The 17,441-nt window shown below is 48.5% G+C and carries 13 protein-coding genes; 7 read left to right on the top strand and 6 right to left on the bottom strand.

The genetic code is table 11. The features are described from left to right. Positions 1 to 9: 9 nt before the first annotated feature. The 4 genes from ligA to B4W65_RS07695 are packed head-to-tail and all read left to right on the top strand — an operon-like array spanning position 10 to position 4,628. The gene (ligA, locus tag B4W65_RS07710; protein WP_088654565.1) at positions 10 to 2,010 is read left to right on the top strand and encodes an NAD-dependent DNA ligase LigA; all 2,001 of its coding nucleotides are present in this window, start codon (positions 10 to 12) and stop codon (positions 2,008 to 2,010) included. Between the two features lie 10 nt (positions 2,011 to 2,020). Next, complete coding sequence (locus B4W65_RS07705) at positions 2,021 to 2,590, top strand: DUF6913 domain-containing protein (protein WP_088654564.1); 570 nt, start codon at positions 2,021 to 2,023, stop codon at positions 2,588 to 2,590. Between the two features lie 31 nt (positions 2,591 to 2,621). Beyond that, a complete protein-coding gene (locus B4W65_RS07700) occupies positions 2,622 to 3,206 on the top strand; it encodes a penicillin-binding protein activator LpoB (protein WP_088654563.1) in 585 nt (194 codons plus the stop codon). Positions 3,207 to 3,227: 21 nt separating this feature from the next. After that, a complete protein-coding gene (locus B4W65_RS07695) occupies positions 3,228 to 4,628 on the top strand; it encodes a COG3014 family protein (RefSeq protein WP_088654562.1) in 1,401 nt (466 codons plus the stop codon). A gap of 18 nt (positions 4,629 to 4,646) precedes the next feature. Here B4W65_RS07695 and B4W65_RS07690 read toward each other — a convergent pair whose 3' ends face one another. Beyond that, positions 4,647 to 5,249 (bottom strand): IMPACT family protein, encoded by a 603-nt coding sequence (locus tag B4W65_RS07690; protein ID WP_088654561.1) that lies wholly within the window; start codon positions 5,247 to 5,249, stop codon positions 4,647 to 4,649. 60 nt (positions 5,250 to 5,309) lie between these two features. Next, positions 5,310 to 5,891, bottom strand: a complete 582-nt coding sequence (locus tag B4W65_RS07685; RefSeq protein ID WP_088654654.1) for an NAD(P)H-dependent oxidoreductase — start codon at positions 5,889 to 5,891, stop codon at positions 5,310 to 5,312. Between the two features lie 340 nt (positions 5,892 to 6,231). Here B4W65_RS07685 and B4W65_RS07680 point away from each other — a divergent pair, with 340 nt between their 5' ends. From B4W65_RS07680 to B4W65_RS07670, 3 genes are all read left to right on the top strand, one after another. Then, the gene (locus tag B4W65_RS07680) at positions 6,232 to 7,929 is read left to right on the top strand and encodes an RICIN domain-containing protein (protein WP_088654560.1); all 1,698 of its coding nucleotides are present in this window, start codon (positions 6,232 to 6,234) and stop codon (positions 7,927 to 7,929) included. 111 nt (positions 7,930 to 8,040) lie between these two features. Beyond that, the gene (locus B4W65_RS07675) at positions 8,041 to 11,007 is read left to right on the top strand and encodes a DEAD/DEAH box helicase (protein ID WP_088654559.1); all 2,967 of its coding nucleotides are present in this window, start codon (positions 8,041 to 8,043) and stop codon (positions 11,005 to 11,007) included. 53 nt (positions 11,008 to 11,060) lie between these two features. Continuing rightward, positions 11,061 to 11,762 carry a head GIN domain-containing protein gene (locus B4W65_RS07670; RefSeq protein WP_088654558.1) on the top strand — a complete coding sequence of 234 codons (702 nt, stop codon included), beginning with the start codon at positions 11,061 to 11,063 and terminating at the stop codon, positions 11,760 to 11,762. 80 nt (positions 11,763 to 11,842) lie between these two features. Here the strand turns inward: B4W65_RS07670 and B4W65_RS07665 are convergent, their stop codons facing one another. The 4 genes from B4W65_RS07665 to B4W65_RS07650 form a co-directional block, all read right to left on the bottom strand. Next, on the bottom strand, positions 11,843 to 13,885 hold the full coding sequence (locus tag B4W65_RS07665) for an endo-1,4-beta-xylanase (RefSeq protein WP_088654557.1): 2,043 nt from the start codon (positions 13,883 to 13,885) through the stop codon (positions 11,843 to 11,845). A 201-nt stretch (positions 13,886 to 14,086) separates the two neighbouring features. Continuing rightward, positions 14,087 to 14,956, bottom strand: a complete 870-nt coding sequence (locus B4W65_RS07660) for a bifunctional 5,10-methylenetetrahydrofolate dehydrogenase/5,10-methenyltetrahydrofolate cyclohydrolase (protein WP_088654556.1) — start codon at positions 14,954 to 14,956, stop codon at positions 14,087 to 14,089. Between the two features lie 32 nt (positions 14,957 to 14,988). Then, positions 14,989 to 16,326, bottom strand: a complete 1,338-nt coding sequence (ffh, locus tag B4W65_RS07655) for a signal recognition particle protein (RefSeq protein ID WP_088654555.1) — start codon at positions 16,324 to 16,326, stop codon at positions 14,989 to 14,991. A 109-nt stretch (positions 16,327 to 16,435) separates the two neighbouring features. Continuing rightward, the gene (locus B4W65_RS07650; RefSeq protein ID WP_088654554.1) at positions 16,436 to 17,410 is read right to left on the bottom strand and encodes a Gfo/Idh/MocA family protein; all 975 of its coding nucleotides are present in this window, start codon (positions 17,408 to 17,410) and stop codon (positions 16,436 to 16,438) included. Positions 17,411 to 17,441: the final 31 nt, after the last annotated feature.

Raw genomic sequence — 17,441 nt, 5'->3', positions numbered from 1 at the left:
AACAAAAACATGGAAGCACAGAACCCCCGGGAACAGCTTCGACGCCTTCGCGACGAACTGCACCATCATAACTACCTCTATTACATTTTAAATCAACCTGAACTGTCCGACTTCGATTTCGACCAGAAAATGGCCGAGTTGCAAAGTCTTGAAGCAGCTCACCCCGAGCTGGACGACCCCAACAGTCCCACCAAACGCGTGGGCAGCGATCTGAGTCAGGATTTTGAGCAGGTTGCGCACCGCTACCCCATGCTTTCGTTGGGTAACACCTATTCTGAAAGCGAATTACAGGATTTTGTCAATCGGGTTATCAAACTGGCCGGTCAGGAAGTGGCCTTTGTCTGTGAACTTAAATACGACGGTACCGCCATCGCCCTCAGCTATCAAAACGGGCAGTTGGTGCGCGGCGTTACACGTGGCGACGGCACGGTCGGCGACGATGTAAGCCATAATGTGAAAACCATTCGCAGTATTCCTTTGCAATTAACGGGAGACTGTCCGAACGATCTGGAAGTAAGGGGCGAAATATTCATGTCCCGCGCTGGTTTCGAAAAACTTAACCAACAGCGTGAAGAAATGGGCGAAGCGCGCTTTGCCAATCCAAGAAATGCCGCCGCCGGCTCTCTTAAACTTCAAAACAGTTCCCTGGTGGCCAAACGTCCGCTGGAATGCTATCTCTATCACTTCCTGGGCGACAAGCTGCCCTTCGACAGTCATTTCGAAAACCTGAGAGCTGCTTCGGAATGGGGCCTGCGCATTTCGCCCCACTATAAGCTGTGCCGCAGTTTTGAAGAAATTCACGCCTTCGTAAAGCACTGGGATACTGCCCGCAACGAACTCCCTTTTGAGATTGACGGGGTAGTTATTAAAGTCGACAGTCTGACACTTCGCGAGGAACTGGGCTTTACTGCTAAAACACCCCGTTGGGCCATCAGCTACAAGTTTAAAGCCGAAAGCGCCTTCACCCGCTTGCGCTCGGTCGATTTTCAGGTGGGGCGCACGGGCGCTGTAACTCCCGTAGCCAACCTCGAACCGGTGCCTCTGGCCGGTACTACAGTCAAAAGAGCCTCCCTGCATAATGCCGACATCATTGCGGGACTCGATTTGCATCTGAACGATATGGTCAGCGTGGAAAAGGGCGGGGAAATCATTCCCAAAATAACCGGCGTTGATACCAGTGAACGGCTGCCCGGCAGTACGCCCCTGTCCTTCATCAGCAATTGTCCCGAATGTGGCACTCCTTTAATGCGCATTGAAGGAGAAGCCGCCCATTACTGTCCCAACACCGCCGCCTGCCCGCCTCAAATCAAAGGCCGCATAGAGCATTTCATTAGTCGCCGCGCCATGAATATTGATGGATTGGGAAGTGAAACCATCAATCTGCTGTACGAACAAAAGTTGGTCAACACCATAGCCGACCTCTATCGCTTGCAAGTGCAACAGCTGGTACAACTCGAACGTCTCGGCGAAAAGTCGGCCGCCAACATTGTTGCCGGTATCGAAGCTTCTAAGCAAGTCCCCTTTGCGCGTGTACTCTTTGCCTTGGGCATTCGCTTTGTTGGCGAAACGGTAGCTCGAAAACTGGCTGCTGCACTGGGCAATATCGATGCCCTTTTAGCGGCCGACAAGGATCAATTGCTGGCCATTGATGAAATTGGCGATAAAATTGCCACCAGTCTCCTGGCCTGGCTGGAGAGTGAAGACAACAGGAACCTGATTCAACAATTGCGCGATTTTGGATTGAAATTTGAAGAAGAAGAGCGTCCGGTGGCCCAATCGAACCGACTGGAAGGTTTATCTTTTGTGGTGAGCGGAGTTTTTGCCCGTTCACGTGACGAACTGAAAGGCCTCATTGAGACCCACGGGGGGAAAAACGTATCTTCCATTACCGCCAAAACCAACTATATTTTGGCCGGCGACAAAATGGGACCGGCCAAACTGGAAAAAGCACATAAACTGAATATCCCCATCCTTTCGGAGGAAGATTTTCTGAAAATGATACAGGCCTAAAACCGCTTCTATGAGCTTATTTGAAGGAACCCGGACCAAAATCGGTGCATTTTTGCTGCGTGCGGGTTTAAAAAAGAAAAAACGACAAATCACCGTCTGCGGACTCAGGCAGGCCGGCAGCATTGGCATTGTGTTTAATGCCGGCTCCAGGGAAAACTTCGAGGAGTTGCGTCGTTTGTTACGCAGTCTGCCCGCCAACATCGAAAAGCGGTCAGCTATAGGCTACCTTCCCGACCGAAAAATGGAACATTCGTACATCAGCGATAAGAACTGCTTTTTTCTGGATGCGGGAGAACTTGATTTCTTTTGTCGGCCCAATACCCCTGAGGTACTCGATTTTTGCCAGCAAAAATGGGATCTCCTACTGGTGATCGACAACAGTGGCCTCTTTCCTGTTGAATGGATTGCAGCCAGCTCTTCAGCCGGCTTTAAAGCCGGTCAGCAGGGCGCCTATGCCGAGCACCTTGATTTTATGATGGAACTGCACAGTGGAGGTGTAAAAGAGCTTATTGACAGTCTCTTACATTATTTGGGAGCACTGAATCAATCGAATGATGAAGTTTTGGAACCAAAATTGTAATCCTTTATAAATAACTTTAAAAATAAGCGATATGCGACATTTATTCATCGTTTTAGTTTTGTTGGCCGGCCTTTCCCTGTCGTCGTGCAACACCCGTAAAATTGAACGCATTGGCACCGAAGAGACCATTGACCTGAGCGGTCGGTGGAACGATTCGGATTCGCGCATGACTGCCGAAGCCATGGTAGAACAAATTCTGAACAGTGGCTGGCTCGACAATCACGTTCGAAAAACCGGGGAGCGTCCGGTGGTTATTGTGGGATTGGTTTACAACAAATCGCATGAGCACATCAGTGCTGAAACCTTTATTAAGGATATAGAGCGGGCTTTCATCAACAGCGGTCGCGTTCGCCTGGTCCAAGCCGGCGATAAGCGGGAAGAATTGCGACGGGAACGTGCCTCTCAGCAGGATTTTGCCTCTGTTGAGACCGCTAAGCGCTGGGGAATGGAGCTGGGAGCGGATTATATGCTCAACGGCGACATCAACTCCATAGTGGACAGTTACAAGCGTGAAAAAGTAACTTACTACCAGGTGAACCTCGAATTAACCGATGTAGAAAGCAGCGAAGTAGTGTGGATCGGCGACAAGAAAATTCGCAAATACATTCAGAACTAAAGACTCAAGACACCCAAGGCCATGCAAAAACGATACCTTTTGCTGATATCGCTTATTTTACTTCTGACGGGAGGTGGTTGTGCCACCTTCTATCAGAAGACCATGGCGGTACAAGAGGATATTGCAGGTGGTCATTTTGAGTCGGCACTTCAATCTCTCGAACGGGATAAAAAATGGCCCCAAAACAACCATCGTGTGTTGTATTTCATGAATAAAGGGGTGGTGCATTTTATGCTGGGCGAACACGAAGCCAGCAATACCTGGTTTGATCGGGCCGATTTTTACATCGAAGATTATCGAAAAAACATTGGATTTGAAGCGCTGGCACTCGTCTCAAACCCCATGGTACGTCCCTATCGGCCCGAGGATTTTGAGGCCATTATGGTGCACTACTATAAGGCTTTGAATTTTATTGCACTGGGCAATTTTGAAGGGGCTCTTGTTGAATGTCGCAGAGTTAACCTGCTGCTGTTGGCTTTCAACGAAAACTACAAGGAACATAAAAACAAATACACGCGGGACGCCTTTGCCCACAACCTAATGGGCATCGTTTTCCAAGCCGCGGGCGATTACAACAACGCCTTCATTGCCTACCGCAATGCCCTGGAGATTTACGAAAGCGACTACCAATCCTTGTTTGGCCTGCAGGCACCGCGGCAATTGAAACTGGATTTGCTCTACGCTGCCCGCATGACCGGCTTTCATGAGGAAGTTGCGCGCTACGAAAAGGCCTTTGGATTAAGGACTCCGGAAGTTAAGGAGGGCTATGGTGATTTGGTTTACTTGTGGATGAACGGACTGGGCCCCGTGAAATCAGAATGGAGTCTTAACCTGACAAATATGGGTGTTCGCAATGGAACCATGTTGTTTGGCAGCGATGAACTGGGCATAACCTATCCCTTGCAGCTGGGACAAAGTCAAGCCAACCAGGCAGCTGCCTTCAAAAACCTTTCCTTTATTCGTATGGCCTTTCCTCGCTATCTCGAACGCCAACCCCTTTATCACAGTGCTGTTCTTCGCAGTCAGCAAGAGGTTTACCCGCTCGAAATGGCACAAAACATCAACAAAATTGCCCATCAGTCGCTCAAGGACCGCATGCTGCGTGAAATGGGCAACAACCTCTTGCGTTTGGCCACCAAACAGGTTATGGAGCAAGCCACCAGAAGTGAAAATGAAAACCTGGGTGCTCTGGTCAGCATTGTAAACGCCATGACCGAAAAAGCAGATACCCGAAACTGGCAGTCGCTGCCCTATGCTTTGCACTACACACGTGTTCCCCTGCCAGCGGGAGAACAAAAACTGCTGTTGGAGCAACAAGGTCTCAGTGGCACCCAGCGCGACACCGTTAAGGTGAACATTGAGCCGGAGAGAACCACTTTTCAGATCTACCATCAGCTGGGAAGTTCCGCCCCCCGGCAATAAAAACCCAACATTGGTGCTTTAATCGTCCAGGGTGAGATAATCAATCTTTTCGAGACGCGTGCGCAGCTGCTCTGCCTTTGAAAGTCGCACGGCCAGCATCATAACACAGGATAAGTCAAAGGATTGCTCAATGATTTGTGGCTCCTCCTCCTTTACCACCCGCATTACATCGTTCATAGCCTCATAGGGAAAGCGCAAGGTAAACTGAGTATCCACTGTTTTCTCGACCACCACCGCCTGTGCCAGCGCATCGGCTGCTGCCGTTTTATAGGCGTGGATCAATCCACTTGTTCCGAGTTTGGTTCCGCCAAAATAGCGCACCACCACAATCAGCACGTTGGTCAGCTCATGCGAACGAATTTGACCGTGAATGGGCTTTCCGGCAGTGCCTGAAGGTTCTCCATCGTCGTTGGCCCTGAAGTTCATCCCATCGGTACCCAGTTGCCAGGCATAGCAATGATGCCGGGCATCGTAATACTTGGTTTTTAATTCGGATACATAGTTCTTAATGGCCTCCTCGGACTCTACCGGCCAGGCATATGCCAAAAACTTGCTCCCTTTTTCTTTATAGAGGCCTTCAGAAGGGCCCGCTATGGTAAGATAAATATCGTCTGCCAACATGAGCACTTTACTTTGCTTAAAGGCAAAGTTACCAAAAACAATGCAAAGGGCCGTCCTGCTTTACAATTCGGGATAAGCAGCCAGGGCTTTCTCAAGGAAATGATTGCGCTTTTCTTCGTCGGCCAGTGTTATTTGCGGATAAAACAAATGATTTTCTACGGTCATTCCGCAAAAACCAAAAACCTCGTCGCCCTGACTGGCTTTAAAAGCATCGATCAAGCCCTTGTCTTCGTACTCTTCCACGGTATTGCCCATGGTGGTATGCAGCACCACTCGTTTGCCTCCAAGCAGACCCTTAACACCTTCCGGACCATAGCTGTAGGCGAACCCATTGGTCAGCACCCGATCGATGTAACCCTTCAATACGGCCGGGAAACTGGCCCACCAAAGCGGATAAACAACTGTAACCAATTCTGCCTCTGCCATTTTTAACTGCTCCTTACGAATCTCCTCCGGGATGCTTCCTGCTTTCAATGTCTGCAGATCCAATCCCGACAAAACCGGGTCGAAACTGCCGTCGTACAAATTGCGCCACACAGTTTTCCAGCCGTTATTCTGGAAAAGTTCTGTGAGCTGTTGCGCCAAATAGTTGCTGAAGCTGTTCTCTGAGGGATGGGCCGATATAATTAAGTGCGTTTTCATCTGAAAAAAATATTTAAGTATAACTTCTGTTTGGATAATAACTGCTGCCTCTCCGCTTTGTTCAAGATTCAACAATTTTTAGGGGTCTTTGCCCCTTTTTTTACCCTGCTTATTTAATCACTTTGTAAACATAAATATTTCAACAGCAACAATAGCAAAACGCAGGATATACAACGAGAAAAGTACAAAACACTTATAAAACAAGACCTGAAAACCAGGGCTTTGTGCCAAATAGTACAAAAAAAAGCCCATTATGTGCATTTCATTAGCTTAAAATGTGTTATAAATTGCTAAACGAAGTTGAAAGAGGGGAAGGTTTTATTTATCAAAAAACAACCCTATGAAATTATTGTACAAATTTTTGCTGCTCTCAAGTCTTTTTGTCGCAGCAAGTCTGGCACCAGTTTGGGGCCAGGGCTCAGTCTCCCGATCAGGAAGTACATGGACCGCTAAAGTCAACGGCTCTACCGTTTACACAGGAACCAGGATGTTCGATGCCGTTACGGCCGCCTGCAACAACATGAGCGCAGGCACCATCGACATTTGGAATTCAGGTGATTCCGGTCCTGACGGAGGCAATGTTTACGCCATTAGGCCACGTGCCAATCAGGTTTTGGATTTTCATGACCACACGATTAACTGTAACGGTGGGGATTTGGTCGTTGGCATCTATGCCGACCGGCGTGACGGCATTACAATTAGAAACCTGCGCGTCACCGGGGCTCCTCGTTATGGGATGTGGTTTCGCGGTTGCTCGGGTGTAACTCTCCACAATATTACAATGGAGCTTAGTCACCCCGGTACCGTTGGTCTGGGCATTCGTGTAGATGCTTCTACTGGCGCAGCCAGCAATCTTACCATAAGTGGAAACATTTATATTAATGGATCTTTGGGCCACGGAATCGAAACTTACGGCATTAACGGCATTAATATTGGAGACGTTACAGTGAACAACTCAGGAGGTTGTGGACTCATACTTAACCAGTCCAGCAATGCAACAGTAGGCGTCGTTACCGGTACACGTAATTGTTATGGCGGAGGCTATGCCACCTTTCGTGTGGCCAACGACAATGGACCCAACATTCGGGTTAAGAAGGTTTATTCAAGAGAATCAGGTCGAGGATTTTTTAGTGTTTCTGGAAGCCACGGCTGCACCATCGACGAAGTAGATATCGCCAACAACAGCAGCCACGGTATTTTTCTGGAAGATGCAAGCGATACGCATGTACTGAGTGGCACCGTTTCTAATTGTAATCCCAACACCCAAATGGTGCGTACCAGCAACTGCAGCATCAATTTGGGGGCACCCTCCTCCGGTGCTACAACCACCAACGTTAGTGGCACCTACTCCATAATCGCCGTGCACAGCGGAAAGGCGCTGGATGTATACGACTGGGGCACTTCTGACGGAACCAATATTGTGCAATGGGACTCCTGGGGCGGAGAGGCACAACAGTTTAACATCAGCAATGTGGGTGGCGAATGGCATCGTATAACGCCGGTCATTGCCACCTCCAAGGCCTTGGATGTTGACGGTATTTCTACTTCCAATGGGGCCAATATTCATATTTGGAATTATTGGGGAGGAGAAGGCCAGCAATTCAAGTTTCAAAATGCGGGGACCGGACGCTACCGCATTATTCCCCGCAACAGCGGTAAATGCCTCGATGTTTCTAATGCTTCCAACGACAATGGCGCCAATGTTCTTCAATGGGATTGCATCAGTGGCGCCACCAATCAGATGTTTGAATTGGTTCGCCGGAAAAGCGCACACATGGAAGAACCTGAGGAGCAGGCAGGTGCCTTCACCGTTCAACCCAACCCATCCAATGGGCAATTTAGCGTGCGTATTCCTTCGGGATTTGCCGAAAATGGCGCCGCAGTTGAATGCATGGATCTTCAGGGACGTTTAATGTGGAAAGAAAACATTCAGAACCAGACTGTGCTTACCATCAATCGTTACATCCAACCAGGAATCTACCTGATCTTACTCAAGAACCAGTCGGAGACCCTTACCCAAAAGATTGTTATTCGCTAACAAGACCTTAAATCCGACAAAAAAAAGGCCGTTCATAGAACGGCCTTTTTGCATTTCCCTAAAGCTACATTTCGTATATTTGTAGGTTTAACAGTAATGCAAAGCCTCCAGATGGAACAACTCATCGTCGTTTTCACCAACAAGCGCCACCTTGGTTTAACCGTCATTCCTTATTTTGCCAGTTTTCATGAAAACCAACCCATATTACTTCATGAACATGCCACCCCACAACACATTAAAGATCAACCCGAACGTTTTTCCATTCAGGAGGAGGCCGTAATTCTTTTGCTGGCAAAAATCAGTGAGCAAAATTTGTTTAGGAAGTACGGACGTGAAGACACGCTTAAGGAATTCATGAGCAAATTGCAAACAAACCCCCTGCTCGAAAAAGAAATTCTACCCTTTATAGACAGAATCATCTACCAAGCCATTTGTCTGCTTGCCGGTGGGAAATTAAAGACTTATTACAAAGACGACACCTTCAGCAATTTGTACGAAAGTGACCGGATGTTTATCTACAATAAGGCCGCCCAGCCTCTTTTTGATTTCGAGCTTAAAGACAATGAGTTGCGCTACTCCTTGAAAATTGAGCAGGAATTGGATGAGGATCGTCCCCCAAAGATTTTTTCGTTGCTGGGCAGACCTGTTGAATTCCTTTGTACACACACTGCTGTGCTCAAAATCCACAATCGCATTTATTTCCTCGAAAACATCGACAGCAATAAATTCAAACCCTTTATCAACAAAGGCGTCATCATAGTTCCAGAGCGTCAGGTCCCCGCTTATATGGAGGGGTTCGTATCCAAATGTGTGCGTAACTTCAATATTGTTGCCAGAGGCTTTAGCATCCTTTATATTGACGAAGAACCCCTGCCGCATCTGGCCCTGCTGAAAAACCTGCACAACCAACCGGTGCTTGCCCTGCATTTTGCCTATCGCAACAAAACCTTTTTGGCCGACAGAAAAGCCCCGGTTTATGTGGATTGTGTTAACGAAAAAGGGACTTACACTTTCCACAAAATTCGCCGCGACTTTGGTAACGAGGAAGCCGTAAAACAGCAACTTAAGGAGCTGGGCCTAAAGCAAAATACCGACGCCCTGTTTTTACCTGTTGACTGTCCCCCAAACAGCAGTGAAAGCGCGACGCTGGCCCATATAGCCAGCTGGATAAGTGCACAAAGGGCAGCATTGAAAAAGCTGAAAGTAAGTGTGGATACGGCCTTCGATAACCGTGAAATATTTGTCGGTCAGCCTCGCCTGCAACTCGACAGCACAGAAAGCAACGACTGGTTTGAGATACGTGCAAGAGTCATCATTGGTGAATTCAGCATCCCCTTCATCAAATTCCGAAAGCACCTGATTGACGAAAATCCGGAATATGAACTCCCCAATGGCCAGCTGTTTATGATTCCGCCCGAATGGTTTTCCCGCTTCAGCGAACTGTTCGACTATGCCCGGGTAGACAAGCAAGTGTTGCGACTGCCGCGCACTCATTTTCAAATAATGGAAAGAGTACAACACGGCATCAAAAGCATCGATAAGCAGGCTGAAAATACCCCAATTGTTTTCTCCGAAACCCGAGTCCCGACGGGATTGCAAGCTGCACTCCGGCCTTATCAGCTGGAAGGTTTTGCCTGGCTCAATTTTCTTCGCGAGAACAACTATGGGGGCATTTTGGCCGACGATATGGGCCTGGGGAAAACCCTGCAAACCATTACCCTGCTGCTCAAAATATACCAAAATACAGCAAGCCAACCTGATGCAGAAGAAAGCCCTAAATCTGCGGCAGCGCAACTGTCTCTTTTTGCATCCCCTCAGCCCAAAAAGTTCAACCACAGCGGATGGGCCGCCAGCCTCATCGTTATGCCCACCTCGTTGGTACACAATTGGCAATCCGAATTTGAAAAATTTGCACCGTCCCTGCGAATATACAACTATACCGGAGGCAAGCGCTTAAAAAGTAAGGACATAGGGAAAATTCTCCGGCATTATCATGTGGTACTCACCTCTTACGGCATTCTGCGCAACGACATTGATTACCTGTCCACCTACCCCTTCCACTACTGTATACTCGATGAAAGTCAGTACGTTAAAAATCCAGGCTCCAAAATTTACGATGCTGTAAAGCAAATTGAAGCCCGGCACCGACTAACGCTGACCGGTACCCCCATCGAAAATTCCCTGGTCGATCTCTGGGCCCAAATGAACTTGGTTAATAAAGGTTTGCTGGGTACCCTTCCCTTTTTCAAACGACACTTTGTACAGCCCATTACCCGTCAGCAATCCGCCGAAAAGGAAGAAAAGCTTCAGAAACTCATCCAGCCCTTTTTATTGCGGCGCACCAAAGAAAAAGTGGCCCGCGATCTTCCGCCGGTTATGGAGCAGGTACAGTATTGTGAAATGAGCCCCGAACAGGCCAGTTACTATGAGCGGGAAAAATCGGGCATACGCAACAGCATCTACCAGGTTTTTGAACACAAAGACCCTAAGCAAAGCGCCATCATGGCCCTGCAGGCCCTCACCAAACTGCGTCAGATAGCCAATCACCCTAAAATGGCCGACCCCGATTATCGGGGGTCCTCCGGCAAATTCGACCAAATCGTGGATCAGCTCGAAAGCATTGTGGCAGAAGGCCACAATGTGTTGGTCTTCTCGTCCTTTACGACAGATCTGAAACTGTTGCAAATCGAACTCGATAGCAAGCAACTTCCCTATGCCGTATTAACAGGCGCCACCCGTGAACGCGCCAGGGTTATTGAGGATTTCAATAAAAACGCCTCCATATTTTTAATTTCTCTTAAAGCAGGGGGGGTGGGACTCAATCTCACGAAGGCCGACTATGTATTTTTGTTAAACCCTTGGTGGAATCCGGCCGCAGAATCCCAGGCCATTAATCGTGCCCACCGAATTGGTCAGACCAAAAACGTTTTTGTGTACCGTTTTTTATCAACCGGTACCATAGAAGAGAAAATCGCCCTGTTGCAACAGAAGAAAGCCCAATTGGCCGATGTTTTTGTCAACAACAACAATCCCCTGAACGACCTGAGTAAAGAGGAGATAATCGAACTCTTCTCTTAGGCTCTGGCTCAATTATTGTAACAACGGAATTATCTATTCTAAAATAACACATTATGAACAAACTATTGTTGACTTTCAGTTTCGTCCTTATCGGCGTGGGACTGCAAGCCCAATTCAATGCCGAGCCCGGCGTGGAGGTGGACTTAAGGACCCTGGCCCCCTTCGAAAACCTCCGTGTTAGCCGCGGCATAAATGTCACCCTTGTTGAAGGAGACGCCCCGAAGGCCGAAATTCACATCCGCAATACCCTCCCCGAAGATGTGCTTATTGAACAAAGTGGCAAAGACCTCACTATAAAAATGAAGGCCAGAATCTATCAGGACGTAGCAGTAAATGTTTACCTGTATTACCAAACGCTGCGCGAAATCAGTGTAGGAACGGGAGCAGCCGTCTATGCCGAAGCGCTGCTCGAGGCCGACTTTCTCAAATTGGAAACAGGTGCCGATGCCGCCATCCAACTCGAAGACATCGATGTGGCCCGCATTGAAGCCAACGTTTCGGCCTCCCGCACCGAACTGGCCGGGAAAGTGGAGGAACTCGACCTTGATGTCAGCACTGGCGGTCGCTTTGTAGGCCATGCTCTGTTGGCAGAAAGCGTAAAGGTGCGTGCAACCACCGGAGCCAATGTTCAATTACAGGTAAGTGGGAAACTGGAAGCCCGCTCTGCCACCGGAGCACGGATCGAATACAGTGGTGATCCCAGGGAAGTTGCTGTAAGCACCAGTCTGGGTGGCAGCATTGATGCAGCTCCCTAACACCCTATAACTGTACCACGAAGAAGGGGGATGGTCATATATACTGGTCATCCCCCTTCATTTTGGAACAGGTTAAGCTCTTAATATCGTACCAGCTTTCGGGTATAAACCTGGTTGTTTTGAATAATTTTCAACAAATAAACACCGGCAGGCAGAGCAATATTCTCCGCATTGTAGCTTCCCTCAACCAACGTCTCCAGCACCAACTGGCCTTGCAGGTTAAACAATTGCAATAGAGCGGCTTCCTGCCTGGTCAGCACCACCTGAAAACCTTCGTTAAAAGGATTGGGCCAAACGCTGAAACCCTCATCATCCAAAACGGTCACCTTGTCTGAGGTCACACGCCCATCGCTCATTTCTACCGCATCGAGGTAAACACATGCAGGATCATTGCCCAGATAGAACTTAAGTGCGGTTTGCGCATCCGAAACATCGGCAGTAAAGGACAGCTTGTAGGTTTCAGTTGTTGTCCCCAGTTGAAGGGTGGACTGATAAAAGGTCGTGTAGGGATTGCTGTCACGTTGTACAGCAATGTCTATGCTGCGCGCTTGGTCGGCCCGGGCCTGCAATTCAATCTCGTAACGAGTGCCTGCTTCAATGGGCACCCCTTGCCGCACCTGAATGTGCCAACCCTCGCTTCCGGCATTCTGGGGACAAACCCTGAGGGCTTGCTGCCCCGATAAACCGGCTCCGCCGACTACCTCCATGACCGAAGAAGCGCCACTGTTGTTTTGGAGACTCCAGCCGGTCGTGCCCAAATCAAACTCACCATTTACCAACAGAGAAGTAGCCTCTGGCGCCTCCACACCCACGTGGGGGTAGCCCACATTAACTTGCCCGGTCATATAGCTTTCCAACCATCGCATGGCTGCCCGCTTGCTTCCATCGTTATTGAAAATACCCGTTCCTGAGGCCCAAGTTTGTCCCTCAATGGTTCCCCAAAGCGTTATACCGGCCACCGCAGGGTGTTCCCAAAAAACAGGAAAAACACTTTTATACGAGGCTTCCTGACTGGCTTCATCTTGAGCACTCCCCTTTAAGTCCAGCTCCGTAATATATACCGGTACCCCTCCTGAAGCCATCAAATCTATACGCTGCTTTAAGGTCGCAGGGTTTGCGGCCATCTGATCCACATTAAAATAGTGCGCCTGACTGCCAAAGCCATCTATAAGTCCCCTGTCGCGCAAAACAGCCACCAGTCCAAGCATCTCAGTAATCGCTGTGGGGTCATTCTCCAAACCATAATCGTTTAACACCAACTTGCTGTCGGGAAAATAGGCGCGCGCCTTTTCAAAAATCCAGATTTGCCAATCGTAACCCGTTGTTCCTGTACCTCCAAGTTTATCTCTAAAATATTGAGTTCCCTCCGCATGTTCGCGCAGCTGTTCGTTCAACACATCCACCTGGTCGGTAAAAGGATAGCGCTCCGCCACATCGGCCATATAACCCTCCAGTGCTTCCTGAAAGGATTCGGGGCTCAGTTCCTTGATCCATTCGGGATATTGACTGCCCCATGCGAGGGCATGATAGCGGTACATCAAGTTATTCACACGCGCAAAATCATAAGCCATGTCTGCATCCCTCCAATTTTCCTGGTCGGGGGTTCGGGCAATACTGCCCCATTTGGCACCGTTTTCAGCAGTAACTCCATTCCAGTATTTCAGATAATCCCGCTCGGGTCCCCTAAAACTAATGATGTTTCCCAAATACTTGCCTTTTCCCGCACTGATGCCCTTCTGCACCGGTTCCTCTTCGCCCACCGTCAGCCAAACCCCGGCCGAGGTAAAGGACAGCCCTTGCTCATCGGTGGCCGTGGCCGTCAGTCGATAGGTGCCGGCAGGCACATTTTCCCACACATAATGATAGATATGGGCCTGATGCGCAGCAGCTTCATGTATCGGCTCATCATTGGCCATAAAAACAACTTTAGTTACACTTCCCGCATCAAAAGTGCCGCCTTTATCGCTGGCATAAACCCGAATATGAATATCCTTCCCAGTCTGATAATAGGCATTATTGTGCGGATAAGTCAGCACACAGGAGGGTGGTGTGTTTCCTGCCTTTGTAGGCAAGGCCCCTGAAAACAGAAATAAGATAACTAAAAGCAAGCACGAACTTTTCATAGAAAATTAATCAAATACATATTATAACAGAACAGAACAATACAGACCATTCTAAAGTACTCTTTTTAAATTAATTTTCCAATTCTTCACATTTGCCCTGGGCCAATGAATACCGAACCATCCGCAGTACAAAAAATTAGTCCCAAGTCTAAGCGACTTAGGACTAAAAGTTTCATCAAAAATTCCAGGTATCTGTGTGTACTATTTCGAAGCGGCCTTCAGGGTATTCAATAAAAGGGATACAATGGTCATGGGTCCCACACCACCAGGCACAGGTGTAATGTAACTGCATTTGGGTGCCACAGTCGAAAACTCCACATCGCCCTTCAAACGCCAGCCCCGCTTGGTGTCGGGCGCAGCTACACGAGTAGTTCCTACATCTATCACCACGGCGCCCTCCTTGACCATATCGGCCTTTAAAAATTCAGGTATGCCCAAGGCGGCAACAATAATATCGGCCTGCAGACAAAGTTCTTTCAGGTTGGCGGTCCTGCTGTGACAAACGGTAACGGTTGCATCGCCCGGATATCCCTTTAGCGAAAGCAAAATACTCATGGGGCGACCAACAATGTTGCTCCTTCCGATAACGACAACATGTTTCCCACTGGTCTCGATTTTATAACGCTTCAGGAGTTCCATTATGCCTTGGGGGGTAGCAGACACAAAAGCATCGCCACCGGTAATCATTCGGCCAAGGTTTTGAGGATGAAAACCATCCACATCTTTGGCCGGATCAATTGCTTCAGTAACCTTCTCCTCGGAAATATGTTTTGGTAAGGGCAATTGCACAATAAAACCGTCCACATCGGCATCTTTATTCAGACGCTCTACGGCAGCCAGTAATTCCTGCTCACTTACACTTGCATCAAAACGCACCAACGAGGAAGCAAAGCCCACCTCTTCACAAGCCTTAATTTTGGCTGCCACATAAGTTTCGCTACCCCCATCATTGCCCACCAAAACCGCAGCTAAATGCGGTTGCTTTCTGCCGGCCGCACGCAGCTTCTTAACTTCTTCTGCTATTTCCTGTTTTACCGCCTGAGCGGTCAATTTTCCGTCAATAAGTTGCATAAATTAGGTGTTTGGGGTTTTAAACTACTTGCTTAGCGACGACCACCCATAGACATGTTGGCCATCAACTTCGACAGGTTTTTGCCCTGCCCCATCATCTTCATTACTTTTCTGGTATCCTCAAACTGCTTAATCAGTCGGTTCACCTCCTGAATACTTGTGCCGCTACCGGCTGCAATTCGCTTTCTGCGACTGCCGTTCAAAACAGCAGGGTTTTCCCGTTCCTCGGGGGTCATGGAAAAAATAATGGCCTCCACCTCCTTAAAGGCATCGTCGTCAAAATCCATGTTTTTAATGGCCTTACCCATACCCGGAATCATCCCAGCCAGGTCTTTCAGGCTGCCCATTTTCTTGATTTGCTGGATCTGACTCAGGAAGTCGTTGAAGCTGAACTGGTTTTTGGCAATTTTACTTTGCAGCTTGCGGGCCTCATCGGCATCAAATTGCTCCTGGGCACGTTCCACCAACGAAACAATGTCGCCCATTCCCAAAATACGGTCGGCCATCCTGCTGGGGTGAAACACATCAAGTGCGTCCATTTTTTCACCCGTACCCACAAATTTAATGGGCTTGTTCACCACACTGCGAATCGACAACGCAGCACCACCACGAGTATCCCCGTCCAACTTGGTCAGCACCACCCCGTCAAAATCGAGTCGGTCGTTGAACTCCTTTGCGGTATTAACAGCATCCTGACCCGTCATCGAGTCTACCACAAAGAGTATCTCGTCGGGATCGATGGCCTTTTTCACCGCGGTAATCTCCTGCATCATTTCCTCATCTACGGCAAGGCGACCGGCGGTATCCACAATGACCAAATCGTAGCCCTTTTGTCGGGCTTCTTTTACTGCATCTTTGGCAATTTTGACAGGATCCTTACTGCCCTCCTGGGTAAATACAGGAACGCCAATCTGCTCGCCCAATACCTGCAACTGATTGATTGCAGCGGGACGATACACGTCGCCAGCCACCAACAAGGGGTTCTTAGAGCGCTTATTTTTAACTAAGGAGGCCAGCTTTCCCGAAAAGGTGGTTTTACCGGAACCTTGCAAACCCGCGATCAATATTACAGCAGGGTTGCCCTTGGTATTGATGTCGACCGAAGCACCTCCCATCAATTGAGTCAGCTCGTCGTGCACAATCTTTACCATCATTTGCTCCGGCTTAACTGCCGTAAGCACATTTTGGCCCAAGGCCTTTTCCTTCACCGTCTCGGTAAAGGTCTTCGCTGTTTTAAAGTTTACATCGGCATCCAATAGTGCACGGCGTACTTCCTTTAAAGTTTCAGCAACATTTATTTCGGTTATTTGACCCTGCCCTTTCAGCAGTTTAAACGATCGTTCCAGTTTTTCCGAGAGATTCTCAAACATCTTTTCTCCTTTTTATTTTGCCGCAAAAATAGCAAAAAAAGTGACACCAACAGAAGGAAATAGCCCCCTCAGTTCTTTAATTATGTCCCCGACTGTTAAGAGCGCCCTCCTACTTTCTCCCCAGAATTTTTTCCATCACCCGATTGGTTTCGGCTGCAGAAGCCCCCATACTCACACAACTGCCCTTACCCAATAAGGTCTGCACCACCTGTTCAATCAAATAATACTGAATATTTTCCGGATTGGTGAAGGGCAGGATTCGTTCTCCCTTTTCATTGAAAAGTGTAGGTGGGCGATGTCCAAATCCTGAAAAAACCACCTTGCCCTTAGTACCAATAAGCTCCATACTGTCCTCTTGGGCAGCATCCCCTGCAACAAAAGACCAGGCAGCACTTCCCATAACGCCACTTTCCGTCTCAAAACTGGCCACAACAGTGTCCTCTGCCGAATAGCGCCCTCCGAAGTTAGCGCTGCTGCCTCTGGCTTCTACAATACTCCCAAACAAAAAGGAAACCAGGTCCAGTTGATGCGAAGCCAAATCGTAAAAAAGGCCCCCACCAGCCACCTTTGGATCCACGCGCCATGAGTCACCTGCCCTTTCATTATCCAAGGCAGGCCGCAATAGCTTGATGTTAATCAAAAGAGGCCGGCCAATGGCCCCTTCGTCAAGGACCTTCTTCACCGCAAGAAATTCCGGTAAACTGCGTCTGTAGTAAGCTACAAATAAAGGGACAGCGGTTTCTTCAGACACTTGCAACATCTGTTGACATTCGGCATAAGTAGCGGCCATGGGTTTTTCGACATATACCGGTTTGCCGGCCCGCATGGCTCTGATGGCATATTCGGCATGCGTAGAAGGAGGTGTGGCTACATAAACTGCGTTCACCTCTTTATCATTTATCAAGGCATCGGCATCGGTATACCAACGCGGAACCTTATGTCGGGCGGCGTAATCCTTAGCCAATCCGGCATCTCGCCTCATTACCGCTACAAGCTCAGAATTAAGCACTTTTGAAAAAGCGGGACCGCTTTTTCTTTCTGTGACGTCGCCGCAGCCTATAATTCCCCATCTTATTTTTTTCATGGCATTGAATTTTACTTGATTTTTTTTCGCA

It is taken from the genome of Geofilum rhodophaeum, from assembly GCF_002210225.1.
GTDB lineage: Bacteria > Bacteroidota > Bacteroidia > Bacteroidales > Marinilabiliaceae > Geofilum > Geofilum rhodophaeum.
The sequence above is the reverse complement of the archived record's forward strand: the minus strand, read 5'-3'. Positions and strand labels throughout refer to the sequence as shown.

What these genes read in the sequence shown, in the direction of transcription:
- B4W65_RS07690 (WP_088654561.1), bottom strand. Translation starts at nt 5,249, where the DNA reads ATGTTGGCAGACGATATTTATCTTACCATAGCGGGCCCTTCTGAAGGC.
- B4W65_RS07695 (WP_088654562.1), top strand. Translation starts at nt 3,228, where the DNA reads ATGCAAAAACGATACCTTTTGCTGATATCGCTTATTTTACTTCTGACG.
- ffh (WP_088654555.1), bottom strand. Translation starts at nt 16,326, where the DNA reads ATGTTTGAGAATCTCTCGGAAAAACTGGAACGATCGTTTAAACTGCTG.
- B4W65_RS07675 (WP_088654559.1), top strand. Translation starts at nt 8,041, where the DNA reads ATGGAACAACTCATCGTCGTTTTCACCAACAAGCGCCACCTTGGTTTA.
- B4W65_RS07660 (WP_088654556.1), bottom strand. Translation starts at nt 14,956, where the DNA reads ATGCAACTTATTGACGGAAAATTGACCGCTCAGGCGGTAAAACAGGAA.
- B4W65_RS07705 (WP_088654564.1), top strand. Translation starts at nt 2,021, where the DNA reads ATGAGCTTATTTGAAGGAACCCGGACCAAAATCGGTGCATTTTTGCTG.
- ligA (WP_088654565.1), top strand. Translation starts at nt 10, where the DNA reads ATGGAAGCACAGAACCCCCGGGAACAGCTTCGACGCCTTCGCGACGAA.
- B4W65_RS07680 (WP_088654560.1), top strand. Translation starts at nt 6,232, where the DNA reads ATGAAATTATTGTACAAATTTTTGCTGCTCTCAAGTCTTTTTGTCGCA.
- B4W65_RS07700 (WP_088654563.1), top strand. Translation starts at nt 2,622, where the DNA reads ATGCGACATTTATTCATCGTTTTAGTTTTGTTGGCCGGCCTTTCCCTG.
- B4W65_RS07665 (WP_088654557.1), bottom strand. Translation starts at nt 13,885, where the DNA reads ATGAAAAGTTCGTGCTTGCTTTTAGTTATCTTATTTCTGTTTTCAGGG.
- B4W65_RS07685 (WP_088654654.1), bottom strand. Translation starts at nt 5,891, where the DNA reads ATGAAAACGCACTTAATTATATCGGCCCATCCCTCAGAGAACAGCTTC.
- B4W65_RS07670 (WP_088654558.1), top strand. Translation starts at nt 11,061, where the DNA reads ATGAACAAACTATTGTTGACTTTCAGTTTCGTCCTTATCGGCGTGGGA.
- B4W65_RS07650 (WP_088654554.1), bottom strand. Translation starts at nt 17,410, where the DNA reads ATGAAAAAAATAAGATGGGGAATTATAGGCTGCGGCGACGTCACAGAA.